General features: G+C 46.4%; 1 protein-coding gene and 1 pseudogene. Both read right to left on the reverse strand.

Features of this window, described 5'->3' with window-relative positions:
- Positions 1-301 (reverse strand): phage terminase large subunit family protein (locus ACFIM8_RS09315; protein ID WP_375614853.1); only part of this gene is annotated, 301 nt, incomplete at its 3' end.
- A 30-nt stretch (positions 302-331) separates the two neighbouring features.
- Positions 332-631 (reverse strand): annotated as a pseudogene (locus tag ACFIM8_RS09320) (hypothetical protein); the annotation flags it as partial.

Consider the following 631-nt stretch of genomic DNA (forward strand, 5'->3'; position numbering starts at 1 on the left):
AAAGGGCAGGTCCTGGACTATAATGAATAGCATAACCGCAGAAATTCAATCCTGCCTCTGACATGCCAACCTGCGCTCCTTTCATGACAATGGTTGTTTCAATCGGTTTGTGAGAAGAAAGATTATCCATGATTTCGCGCAAATAGGGGGTCCGCTTTGTTCTCCACAATCCAGGTTCAGCACTGGCTACGGTGCTAAGGTATCTATTCTTGTCCGCCCATTGAGAAACCGTGTATGGTGGGTCCGGTTGTCTTGCATCATTGGCATGGGAGAAAAATTCTGTAACAGCATTCTCATCCATTATTCATTCTTTGCTCGCCCCAAAACGCTCTCATTCTGGAGGTTGAGGATCATGATAAGGAACTGGAATAGGAACAGCTTCAAGCAAAGCCTTTCGTATGTAATAATCAATGGCACCGATTAGGCTTGCAGCATCACATCCAACCTGTGCGGCAATGCTTGCACCAAATCGATGCGGAAAATTCAACATGGCGTCACGGTGTGCTCTTCCAAACTCACGCGCTGCTCTCTTGACTTCTTCACGGTCAACGGTTGTTTCGCGTAAGCGTTCAAGGGCAATCTTTTCGCTTTCAAGGGCAACTTGCATTCGCTCCAGTTTAATCTTGTATTC

The sequence above is a fragment of the Bartonella sp. AC535YNZD genome, from assembly GCF_042196625.1.
In the GTDB taxonomy this organism is placed as follows: domain Bacteria; phylum Pseudomonadota; class Alphaproteobacteria; order Rhizobiales; family Rhizobiaceae; genus Bartonella.